Origin of the sequence: Nitrobacter winogradskyi Nb-255 (assembly GCF_000012725.1) — a bacterium.
In the GTDB taxonomy this organism is placed as follows: Bacteria; Pseudomonadota; Alphaproteobacteria; order Rhizobiales; family Xanthobacteraceae; genus Nitrobacter; species Nitrobacter winogradskyi.
Genome location: NC_007406.1, coordinates 1,816,575 through 1,827,896, shown reverse-complemented (window position 1 = coordinate 1,827,896; position 11,322 = coordinate 1,816,575). Strand labels below are relative to the sequence as shown.

Sequence of the window (11,322 nt, the reverse complement as noted above, 5' to 3'; positions counted from 1 at the left end):
GTGGCCCGGCGGCCACGACAGCCGGGCCGATCGCGCTCCAAGAGCGAAGTTCACCGTAACGGCGCCGGGAAGGGGTCCCGTGGCGGAGCTTGGCAGCATTGCCTTTGACGGGTCATAGTCGGTAAGTCACACGCGCTGGCCGATTCCGAGGCCGCGCCACCCTGAATTCTGGAGGTTTCCGATGCCCGACGCCGTCAAGGTCGGCTTTGTTCCGTTTTCGACCGCTTCGCGCGGGACCCTCGTGGTGTTCTGCGATGAGACGCTGAAGTTCGGCCGGGCCGCGGGCAAGGCACTCGGTTCGTCGGCCGGGCTGGTTAAACGAGCGGCCGCGGCCAATCAGTTCAAGGGCAAAAGCGCGACGACGCTCGATATTCTCGCTCCGGAGGGACTCAAGGCCGATCGTCTGATCGTCGTGGGCGTCGGCAAGACGCCGGCTCTCAAGAGCAGCGACTTCCTGAAACTCGGCGGCGTCATCGCGGGAAAGGTTCGCAGCGACAACAACGGCGTTACGATCATCGCGGAACTGCCATCCGCGACGATGGAACCGGATCTGTCGGCTTCTCTGGCTTCCGGCATCCGGCTGCGCGCTTACAAATTCGATCGTTACAAGACGCGGAAGAAAGAGGGCGATGACGCTGTCAATCGCGCCGATGTATCGATCGCGGTCGCCGATGTCGCCGCGGCGAAGAAGGCGTTCGCGCCGGTCAATCACGTTGTCAACGGTGTCATCATCGCGCGCGATCTGGTGAACGAACCGCCGAATGTCCTCTATCCGGAGGAATTCGCGCGGCGCGCGAGCCGGTTGCGCGCGATGGGAGTCGGCATCGACGTTCTGGACGTCAAGGCGATGACGAAGCTCGGCATGGGTGCACTGCTGGGTGTGGGGCAGGGGTCGGCACGGCCCAGCCGGACGGTCGTCATGCGCTGGAATGGCGGCAAGAAGGGCGAGCCGCCTGTCGCTTTCGTCGGCAAGGGCGTCTGCTTCGACACCGGCGGAATCTCGATCAAGCCCGCCAACGGCATGGAAGAGATGAAGGGCGACATGGGCGGGGCCGCCTGCGTGGTGGGATTGATGCACGCACTGGCAGCGCGCAAGGCGAAGGTGAATGCCATCGGCGCAATCGGCATTGTCGAGAACATGCCGGACGGCAGCGCGCAGCGGCCCGGCGATATCGTGACGTCCATGTCGGGACAGACCATCGAGATCATCAACACCGATGCCGAGGGCCGACTCGTTCTCGCGGACGTGCTCTGGTATGTCGCCCGCAAGTTCAAGCCGAAGGTCATGATCGATCTCGCGACGCTGACCGGCGCGATCATGGTCGCGCTTGGCACTGAGCACGCCGGCCTGTTCTCCAATAACGACGAGTTGTCGGAGCGCCTTACGAGAGCGGGTCTGGACACCGGTGAGCGGGTCTGGCGGATGCCGCTTGCGCCGGAATACGACAAGCTGATCGACTCCAAGTTCGCCGACATGAAGAACACCGGCGGACGCCATGGCGGCTCGATCACGGCCGCGCAATTCCTGCAACGGTTTGTCGACGATACCCCGTGGGCGCATCTCGACATCGCGGGAACGGCGATGGGCGCTCCCAAATCCGACATCAATCAGAGTTGGGGTTCCGGGTTCGGCGTGCGGCTGCTGGACCGCCTCGTCGCGGAGCATTACGAAACGAAGCGATGACGGAAGTCCTGTTCTATCATTTGCAGAACATGTCGCTTGAAAAGGTTCTGCCGCCGCTGCTCGAAAAGACTTTCGAGCGCGGATGGCGCGCGGTGGTCCACACGACGTCTGAAGAGCGTGCCGATGCGCTCGACGCGCATCTGTGGTCCTATCGCGACGATTCTTTCCTGCCGCATGCGACGTGGCGGATCGAGGATGCAGGCGAACAGCCGATCGTGCTGACGGTCGACGGCCGCAATCCCAATCGGGCCACCGTCAGATTTCTGATCGACAATGCCCCGCTTCCGGAAAATCTTGATACCTATGAGCGACTGGTGCTGATATTCGATGGCGACGACGGAGCCGCGCTGGATGCCGCGAGAGCCATCTGGACGGAATGCAAGTCGCGAGGATGCGAGGCGACCTACTGGCAGCCTGACGAAACGGGGCGCTGGCAGCGTCGCGGGTAGCCAGATAGAGCAATTTTAATTTGATGAGACTTGAAGCTTTCTGATCAAACACTAGGGTCCAGCCATGGTCGCGCCGCAAATCGGTGTTGGACAGGCCTTCCGCTACGATCCGCCGGGACAGAATTCGTCGTGAGACAGCCCAGATTTCGCCGAAGGGCCCTGATACCGCTGCTTTTGGTGGCGCCGCTTGTCTCTGGCTGCGGCACCGCATCGGATATGTTTTCGACCGGCCTGCTCTCGAAGGATGCGGACTGGTTTTCGCGATCCGGCAGGTTGTTCATCAAGAACGTTTCGGTCGAGGCGCCGCCGCTGACGCCGGACAAGCCGGTTACGCCGGACGATCTCATCAGCGCCGACGGACTTTGTCCGGGAATGGCGCCGCCGATCGGTATGGGTGAATCCAGCGCGCTCGCTGATAGCGCGGGAGATTCTCCGGCAACCTCGGCGCTCACGGGTACGGTGGCGTTAGGCCATACCGAGTGCGACGTGACGCGCGGTCTTGGCGCGGCGCCGGACAATGTCAGCCTGTCCAGCAATCCTCGCGGCGATCGTGTCGCAGTCTTGACGTTCCTGAAGGGACCGCGTGCCGGTATCTACACATTCACGGCGGGACGCCTGTCTTCCATCGAGCAGGCGCCGGAATCAGCCGTCCGTCAGAAGCCGGAGCGACGCGCGAAAAGACGGTAACCGGGTAAGTTATGGCGGGTTGCAGCGGGTGGATGACCTGTTCGCTTCAAGATAACGCGTCAAAACAACATCGAAAGCCATGCTTTCGACCCGTCAAAACCGGAAAGGCTCCAGTTCTGGAGGCGGCTTTCCGTCAGCCTGTAGCGTTATCGTAAGACGAACTGGCCTCCAGCCATGCCTCTTCCGCCCGCCGCAGCGCATCGGCCGCGCTGGCGCGCGCCTTGGTGAGTTGCGCCGCCTGTTTGGGCTCACGCTTGAACAGGTCCGGCAGGGCAAGGGCGACATCGATTTTTGCGATGATTCCGGTAATTCGCTCGATCTCGGCCTCGGCGGCCGTGATCTTCTGTTTGAGCGGCGAGCGTCGTTCGGTCCTCTCGCGCCGCGGCTTGTCTCGACCATCGTCGCGCTGGCCGGACACCCGGTCGCGGCCATTCGAGCGGAGACCCCGTGCCGATAAAACCGCGCGGCGGTAATCCTCGAGATCGCCGTCGTAAGGAGTGACGGTATGGTCCGCCACCACCCATAGCTGGTCGGCGCAGGCCTCGATCAGGTAACGGTCGTGCGAGACCATGATGACAGCGCCGGGATACTCGTTGATGGCTTCGGCAAGCGCGGCGCGGCTGTCGATATCGAGATGGTTGGTCGGCTCGTCGAGGATGATCATGTTGGGAGCGAAGAACGTCGCGAGCCCGAGCAGAAGACGCGCTTTTTCGCCGCCCGAAAGGCTGCGAACGAGCGTATCGCCCGCCTTGCCGGAAAAGCCGATGCCGCCCACGCGAGCGCGGATTTTCGTTTCCGGAGCATCCTGCATCAGGCGCCGCACATGATCGTAGGGCGAGCCGTCGAGATCCAGCTCGTCGGTCTGATGCTGGGCGAAATAGCCGATCGACAGCTTGTCGGCGCGCACCACCCTGCCGGCGAACGGTTGCAGCTTGCCGGCCAGCAGCTTGACGAGGGTGGACTTGCCGTTGCCGTTGGCGCCGAGCAGGGCGATGCGATCGTCCTCATCGACCCGCAACGTCACGCGCTTGAGAATAGGCGATTGCGGATCGTAACCGACGACGGCCTCGTCAACGGCGATGATCGGCGGCGATAGCAGCTTGTCCGGCACGGGAAAGGAAATCTCGCGCACATCCTGTGTGACCAGCGCGGTCACAGGCTTCATGCGTTCGAGCATTTTCACGCGTGACTGCGCCTGGCGCGCCTTCGAGGCCTTAGCCTTGAAGCGATCCACGAAGGCCTGGAGCCGCTTGCGCTCATCGGCCTGCCGTCTGGCGTGCTTGGCGTCCAGCAACTCGCGAGTTGCGCGTTGCTCTTCGAAAGCAGAATAGGTTCCCTTGTAGAGCGAGAGCTTGCCGCGATCGAGATGCAGAATCTGATCGACGGATGTGTCAAGGAGGTCGCGGTCGTGACTGATGATGATGACCGTGCGCGGGTAGTGCGCGAGGTGATCTTCCAGCCAGAGCGTTCCTTCGAGATCGAGGTAGTTGGTCGGCTCGTCCAGCAGCAGCAGGTCGGGTGATGCGAAAAGCGTTGCCGCGAGCGCGACGCGCATGCGCCAGCCGCCTGAGAATTCCGAACAGGGGCGGGACTGGTCCGCCGTTGAAAATCCGAGACCGCTCAGGATCGATGCCGCCCGTGCGGGCGCAGAATGAGCGTCGATATCGACCAGACGCATCTGGATGTCCGCGATACGTTCCGGATCGCGGGCCGTTTCGGCTTCACGCAGCAGCGCATGGCGTTCGAGGTCGGCCTTAAGCACCACCTCGATCAGGCTTTCCGGACCATCCGGCGCCTCCTGCGCAAGGCTGCCCACGCGCCAGCGCGGCGGAATGGCGATGGTGCCGGTTTCCGTCGGCAGTTCACCGCGTATCGCGTGGAACAGCGTCGATTTGCCGACGCCGTTACGTCCCACGAAGCCGACGCGCGCGCCGGGCACGATCTGAACGGAGCTATGGTCGATCAGCAGGCGTCCGGCGATGCGGATCGAAATATCGGTGATGGATAGCATGTTTTGTTTTTTTCACCGCTGCGTCGCCAAACGCAACTCGTTTGTGAACGAAGGAGGGAGGCCGGCGGCGGGCATTGACCGAAGAAGGATTCACAGCCGACCGAGACCGGCGTCAGAGCGTCAGCTTCAGAACCTCAGCTATGGTGATCCTGCGCGCGAAGCCGTTGCATCAGCAGCTGAAGCCGGAAAGGAAGCTCCGATTCCTCCGGCCGCACGTCGGTCCGCAGCCGTTCGCCGATCGCTCTCGCGACCACGTTGCTGGTCTGCGGATCAATCGGGGTGGCGCTTTCGGCGGTTCGGTCGTGCATTTCAGTCCCGTGTCCTACGAGCGCGATTCGGACGTTTGAGTCAGAAGCAAAACAGCTCTGGGTTGTTAAGTCCCGGAGCGGAAAATTGTTTCGGGGTATGCCTCTCGGGTGCGGGATATTCAAGCCCGAAGATCGCGGCCGGTGTGGAAATCAGTCATTCAACAGCCGGGGCGTTTCGATTTCGAGCAAGCTTTGGCAGGCCCGGCAAAGCATTTCAATCAGCCGTTGTTCAGGCGGGCGCCTGCTCGCAAGAATTTCTGAGGATCGACGGCTTCCCCGTCGATCCTTGTTTCATAATGCAGGTGCGGCCCCGTTGAACGGCCCGTCGAGCCGACCTCGCCGACTGCCTGTCCAGCCTTGACGGACTGGCCGACCTTCACATTGATCGCGGAAAGATGCCCGTAGCGCGTGGACAAGCCATTGCCGTGATCCACCTCGACCATCCGGCCGTAACCGCCCGTCCAGTTCGCGGTGGTGACCTTTCCGTTCGCCGTCGCGCGCGCCGGCGCTCCCGTTGCGGCGCGAAAATCGAGCCCGGCATGCATCGCCGGCCGCCCAACGAACGGATCGACGCGAACACCGAAACCGGAGGTGAATTCAAGCTCGCCCGTGACCGGCTTGCGATAGGGAACAAGGGCGAGAGCCCGGTCGAGCTGGTCGATCTGCGCCCGTGTCAGGCTGACGCGGTAAAGCTGGCGCTCGAAGGGATCGACATCGGATCGCAGCTTGACCGGCACATAGGGCCCGCCCGTGCCGGAGTTCGACACGGCCGCCATTTTCGCGACACTCAGTCCGAGATCGGAAAACACGCCGCGCATCCGCCGCAGGCGGGAATCCATGCCGTCCGCGATCGCGTTCAACTCGGCGACCTGCCGGCTTTCGACCCGATCGAGCGAGGATTCCAGTCGCGTCAGCCTGTTGGCCTCGCCGGTGAGGTTCATGAGCGGGACCGGTTTCGGACGGGCATTGGCGGGATCACGGGAGTCGAGGGCCGCGCCCCGGTCTGGCATCTCGAAGCCATCAGCATCGTTGATCGGAGATGGCTTGTCGGCCCGCGACGGGCCTGCATCAGTATCGTTTCCCGTTTTTTGCGCCGCCCCTTTGATTGAACCCGTCACTGAAACATCGGATATGGCATTCAGGGCGCCGGCGCGGGCTTCAAGCAACGCCTGACGGCGCATGATCCCGTCGAGCTTTCTTTCGAACTGTTCCTGATCGAGCAGCTGGCGGCTGGTGGTGCGATCGACACGCGAGCGCAATTCGGCAATGCGATCCTCGTAGGCGTATTGCATTTCAGCTTGCCGCGCGAGGAGCCGCGTCAACACATCATCGCGAAAGGCAAAATACGTCGCCGTCGCGGCCGACCAGACCCCGAGCAGCGTGACCGTTCCGACCGCAATCCAGAACACGACGGGGCCAAACCGAACCTGTCGACCGCCATGGGCGAAGGTGTAGCCGCTCCGTTTCTCCGGCGCGCCTGACGACAAGCCTGCCGCGGCACGGCGGGACGGACTTCGATCGTGTTTGTGAGCGTGAGCGCGCTGAGGCGGATACTCGACACACTGACTGGAACGGTAGGACATCGGCACTCCTGTGCCGACCGAAAACGAAGTTCCAGGCGGCTCAACTTCGACGCTGATTGGAACCGTTCATGGTTAATTTTCGGAAAACGGCCAGCCAGCTTCACAGTTCGCGCGCGGCCGCGAGCACCTCGTCCGCGTGACCTTCGACCTTGACCCTGCGCCAGATGCGAGCGATCCGTCCGGCCCCATCCACCAGTACGGTTGTGCGAAGAACGCCCATGAAAGTCTTGCCGTACATGGACTTTTCACCCCAGACCCCATAAGCCTCCAGCATTTGGTGCTTTTCATCCGATATCAGAGCAATGGACAGCTGGTGCTTGTTTCGAAACGAAAGCTGCGCCTTTACCGGATCAGCCGATACGCCGATCACCGCCGTTCCACTGACCGCGAAATCAGTCGCCAGCCGGGTGAAGTCCATGGCCTCTATGGTGCAGCCCGGCGTTCCCGCGCGCGGATAGAAAAAGATTACGAGCTTTCCTCCCGCGAAATCAGCAAGCGAAACCAAGGCGCCGTCTTCCCTGGGAAGGTTGAATGGCGGGGCCGGGGAGCCTTCCGCGAGCCCGGCGCCTTGAGAGGCCGGCGGAGCAGGGCGCGGCTTGGTTTTTGTGGTCGCTGCCGGGGAGGGTGACGGGCCGGCCTCGCGAGCCTGTTCCGTGTGAGCGACAGTTGCCGCCCGCACCGTTACAGAACTGTCGGATTTCGAGGATTTCTTGCGTATCTTCTTGGACATACGCCTTCCTTTCGTCGTTTTCCAACGCTCATTATCCGTTATGATTGCCGCGGATGCCGAGGACGAATCGGTCAGACTGCCGCCGCCGCCATGACTGCGAGCGCGGGTACGGTTACAAGGGATTCGACGGATTGTCCGCCCCGCATCACAGGAACGTTCGTCCGAACGCGGCGTGCGGACCGATGAGAGCGAAAGCTCCGGACCAAGCCGGCACCGAGAGGCAATGACTAAAAGCACGCCGACACGAGATCCAAATCCGCACGGCGATCATCATGTCTCGCAGGGAGAGGTCGCCGGCTGGGGCGAGGACGACGACGAACTCCACAGCCGTCGCGTACGTCGGTTGCTGTCTCGATCGGATTCGAGGTTTCACAGGGCCGGCGACCGATTCGTGAGGTTCAGAAACTGGCTGGCGGGAGAGCGCTGGATCAAACGGCTCGCGGTCGCCTTTCTGGTTCTGTCGGTCACGTTCGCAGGGGGATTCGGTGCGCTGTGGTGGCGGCTCGGTGCTGGTCCCCTCAATCTCGACATGATGACGCCATGGCTTGTCAGTGCGATCGAAGGAAACATCGGTCACGACAACACGGTGGAGATCGGCGGCACTCAGATCGAGCGCGCCGGCAGAATTCGCATCGCGGTCCGTATTCGTGACGTCGTCGTCCGTGACCGCGACCGTGTCGTGATCGCGAGCGCCCCCAAAGCCGAGGTTAAACTGTCCGGTTTGGCGCTGTTGACGGGGCGGCTGCGCGCGGAAAGCCTCGACCTGGTCGACGCCGAGCTCGCGGTCCGGATTACGCCGGACGGCCAGGTCACTGTTTCCACGGGCGACAACGCCAAGCCGCTTGCCACGGGCGTCGCGCCGCCCCTGCGATCCGGCCTGCCATCGGCGGTCGTCTCCTCGGAAACGTCGCCGCCCCCACAAGCTACGCAGCAACTCTCCGACTCCCCGGCCGCGGCGCCGGCGAGCTCGGAAAGCAGCGGCAACGCAGGCGCCCTGTTGGCGGGATTGGAATGGCTCGACGGCCTCGGCGTAAGGGGACTGGATGGCCAGAATCTCAACGAGATTGGTCTGAAGAACGGGAGGCTGGTGGTTGATGACCAGCAACGCGGCAACCGTTGGAGCTTTAGCAACATCAGCCTGAGCCTTCACCGGCCGAGCGCGGGCGGAGTCGCGTTCACTGTCAGCGAAGGCGGCAGCAAGGAATGGTCGCTTCATGTCGCGGTCGGGCCGCCCGCGAATGGCGTCCGTCCGATTGAACTCCGCGCCGCCGGAATTCCAGCGAAGACCGTTCTGCTGGCTCTTCGCATCAAGGATCTCACTTACAGCGCCGACATGCCCCTCAGCGGAGAATTGAAGGGCGAGATTGGTCGCGATGGCCTACCTACGTATCTCCGGGGCAATCTTTTCGCCGGCAAAGGCACGATCATCGATTCCGACACGCCGGATTACCCCATGGCGATCGATCAGATCGAAATGAACGTGGAATGGGATTCGGGACGGCGCGTGCTTCTGGTGCCGTTCAAGATCGTGTCCGGCGAAAACAGGATCACGCTGCTCGCCCGTCTCCAGCCTCCGAACGGCAATGTTCCGGACTGGCAGATGGGTTTGAGCGGCGGCACCATAGTGCTCGCCGGCTCCGATGGGGAAGCGCCTCTGATCTTCAACCGCATTGCGGTCGGCCTGCGTTTCGACACCGGGCACAGGCAGGCCATTCTGACCCAGGCCGATATCAGCAACGGCGAGATCGGCATCGCGGGCACCGGCAGCATCGACTATTCGGATGCGCCGCGCTTGAAACTGGGCTTCGCCGGGACGCCGATGTCCGCCGCCGCGCTTAAGAGCATATGGCCGGCTGTGATCGTGCCGGAACTGCGGGAATGGGTTATCGGACGAATTAAACGAGGCTTTCTCAAGCGCATTGAAATCGGCGTGAATTCGCCGCTTCACAATCTGTCGCGTCGCGGACCGCCTATGCCGGATGACGGGCTTTCGGTCGATATCGTCGCCGACAATGTGACGATCTATCCCGTTGATGAACTACCCCTGGTCCACGACGCCGGCCTGAAGGCGCGGGTGACAGGAAGAACGGCGGCGGTAACGATCGAGCAGGCCGTCGCCGACACTCCGTCGGGCAGAAGGCTCAACATTTCCGACGTCGTTTTCGAAGTGCCCGATATGGCGCCCAAACCCTCGCCGGCAAAGGTGAGATTCAGAATAGACAGTCCGGTTCCCGCAGCCGCGGAAATTCTCGTCTCGGACCGCCTCAACGAATTCACCGATAATCTGATCGATCCCAACTCCAGCAAGGGCACCGTTGCAGCCCAGATCGCCCTGGGCCTGCCGCTCACGCGACAGATCACCAAGGAAGACACCACCTATTCCATCACCGCCGATCTCACGGGTTTTGCCGCCGACCGGTTGGTCATGAATCAGAAACTTGAGGCGAGCGCGCTGAAGGTCACCGCCAACAACGAGGGGTATCACGTCAAGGGCGACGTCAAGATCAACGGCCAGCCGGCATCGCTGGACTACCGCAAGCCGGCCGATGGCGATGCGGACATCAAGCTGCAGGCCACGCTGGATGATGCGAGCCGCGCAAAGCTCGGAATTGATCTCGGCGCGGGAGCGACCGGCTCGATTCCCGTCAAGCTGGCCGGCAAGATCGGCCGCAACAGGGATAATAAATTCGCCGTCGATGCCGATCTCACATCCCTGAAGCTCGACAACATTTTGCCCGGCTGGGTCAAGCTGCCGGGCAAGTCAGGTCACGCGACGTTCAATGTCGTGCAGAAAGCGCAATCCACGCGCCTGGAGGACATCATCGTCGACGGCAGCGGCGTCACGATAAAGGGATCACTGGAGGTCGATCAGAACGGCGATCTGGTGAACGTGAACTTCCCGGTTTACGCGCCGTCGGAAGGTGACCGGGCTTCTCTGAAGGCCGAACGCAACGCTGACGGCGTGTTGAAAGTCGTCATGCGCGGCGACGTGTTCGACGGTCGCGGCTTTCTCAAATCGGCGATCTCGGGCAAGCAGGCCGACGCCAGGAGCAAGTCGAAAAGCATCGATTTCGACATCGACCTGAAGATCGGAGCCGTCGCCGGATTTTACGGCGAAGCCATACGCAGCGCGGACGTCAAGATGGCCCAGCGTAACGGGTCGGTTCGCAGCCTCACCATGACCGGCAAGATCGGACGCAACACCCCCCTGACAGGCAGTCTGCGCGGCCGTCCGCAGGGTCGCGACGTGGTTCTGATCGAGACCGACGACGCCGGCGCGTTCTTCCGCTTTACCGATACCTACGGAAAGATGTTTGGCGGTCAGCTCGCGCTGGCCATGGACCCGCCGACCGCCGAGCAGCGGGCCAAGCAGGGACTGATCAATGTTCGCGATTTCACCATCAAGGGCGAATCCGCTCTGGATCGCGCCGCGGCGGGTGGCCCCCGAACCGCTCAGAACGGCATTTCATTCTCGCGGCTGCGCGCGGAATTCAGCCGGCAGAACGGACAACTCACGGTCCGCGATGGCGTCGTCAAGGGTCCGACGATTGGCGCGACCATTGAAGGACGGATCGATTATCCAGCCAACGAGGTTCGCATGAGCGGCACCTTCGTTCCGATGTACGGGCTCAACAACATATTTGGACAGCTTCCGGTCGTCGGACTTATCCTTGGGGGCGGCAGCGACGAGGGATTGATCGGCGTGACTTATGAGGTGGTGGGAACACCGGGACAACCGCAACTGCGCATCAACCCGATCTCGGCCATGGCGCCGGGACTGGTGCGCAAGATTTTTGAGTTCCAGACGGGAAGAACAGCCAACCAGATCGAGTTTCCGGCAACGAGCGGGAACTGAACGCGATCGCGTTC

At 62.4% G+C, this 11,322-nt stretch carries 8 protein-coding genes; 4 read left to right on the top strand and 4 right to left on the bottom strand.

What is annotated here, in order from left to right:
• Positions 1-181 precede the first annotated feature (181 nt).
• The 3 genes from NWI_RS08740 (at position 182) to NWI_RS08730 (ending at position 2,820) form a co-directional block, all read left to right on the top strand.
• Positions 182-1,684: a leucyl aminopeptidase gene (locus NWI_RS08740; protein ID WP_011314936.1), complete on the top strand. Its 1,503-nt coding sequence runs from the start codon at positions 182-184 to the stop codon at positions 1,682-1,684.
• Positions 1,681-2,133, top strand: a complete 453-nt coding sequence (locus NWI_RS08735) for a DNA polymerase III subunit chi (protein ID WP_011314935.1) — start codon at positions 1,681-1,683, stop codon at positions 2,131-2,133. The genes NWI_RS08740 and NWI_RS08735 overlap by 4 nt, the downstream gene beginning before the upstream one ends.
• Before the next feature lie 129 nt (positions 2,134-2,262).
• Complete coding sequence (locus NWI_RS08730) at positions 2,263-2,820, top strand: hypothetical protein (protein WP_011314934.1); 558 nt, start codon at positions 2,263-2,265, stop codon at positions 2,818-2,820.
• Positions 2,821-2,953: 133 nt separating this feature from the next.
• Here the strand turns inward: NWI_RS08730 and NWI_RS08725 are convergent, their stop codons facing one another.
• From NWI_RS08725 to NWI_RS16940, 4 genes are all read right to left on the bottom strand, one after another.
• Positions 2,954-4,831, bottom strand: a complete 1,878-nt coding sequence (locus tag NWI_RS08725; protein WP_011314933.1) for an ABC-F family ATP-binding cassette domain-containing protein — start codon at positions 4,829-4,831, stop codon at positions 2,954-2,956.
• Between the two features lie 134 nt (positions 4,832-4,965).
• Complete coding sequence (locus NWI_RS17945; protein WP_187147957.1) at positions 4,966-5,139, bottom strand: hypothetical protein; 174 nt, start codon at positions 5,137-5,139, stop codon at positions 4,966-4,968.
• Between the two features lie 218 nt (positions 5,140-5,357).
• On the bottom strand, positions 5,358-6,722 hold the full coding sequence (locus NWI_RS08720) for a M23 family metallopeptidase (RefSeq protein ID WP_011314931.1): 1,365 nt from the start codon (positions 6,720-6,722) through the stop codon (positions 5,358-5,360).
• Positions 6,723-6,822: 100 nt separating this feature from the next.
• Positions 6,823-7,452 carry a peroxiredoxin gene (locus NWI_RS16940; protein WP_011314930.1) on the bottom strand — a complete coding sequence of 210 codons (630 nt, stop codon included), beginning with the start codon at positions 7,450-7,452 and terminating at the stop codon, positions 6,823-6,825.
• Between the two features lie 223 nt (positions 7,453-7,675).
• On the opposite strand from NWI_RS16940, the gene NWI_RS08710 reads away from it, so the two are divergent.
• A complete protein-coding gene (locus NWI_RS08710; RefSeq protein WP_011314929.1) occupies positions 7,676-11,308 on the top strand; it encodes a DUF3971 domain-containing protein in 3,633 nt (1,210 codons plus the stop codon).
• The last annotated feature ends 14 nt before the right edge of the window (positions 11,309-11,322 follow it).

Excerpts from the sequence above, each read along its gene's own strand:
- NWI_RS08725 (WP_011314933.1), bottom strand. The coding sequence starts at position 4,831 with ATGCTATCCATCACCGATATTTCGATCCGCATCGCCGGACGCCTGCTG.
- NWI_RS08720 (WP_011314931.1), bottom strand. The coding sequence starts at position 6,722 with ATGTCCTACCGTTCCAGTCAGTGTGTCGAGTATCCGCCTCAGCGCGCT.
- NWI_RS08710 (WP_011314929.1), top strand. The coding sequence starts at position 7,676 with ATGACTAAAAGCACGCCGACACGAGATCCAAATCCGCACGGCGATCAT.
- NWI_RS16940 (WP_011314930.1), bottom strand. The coding sequence starts at position 7,452 with ATGTCCAAGAAGATACGCAAGAAATCCTCGAAATCCGACAGTTCTGTA.
- NWI_RS08740 (WP_011314936.1), top strand. The coding sequence starts at position 182 with ATGCCCGACGCCGTCAAGGTCGGCTTTGTTCCGTTTTCGACCGCTTCG.
- NWI_RS17945 (WP_187147957.1), bottom strand. The coding sequence starts at position 5,139 with ATGCACGACCGAACCGCCGAAAGCGCCACCCCGATTGATCCGCAGACC.
- NWI_RS08735 (WP_011314935.1), top strand. The coding sequence starts at position 1,681 with ATGACGGAAGTCCTGTTCTATCATTTGCAGAACATGTCGCTTGAAAAG.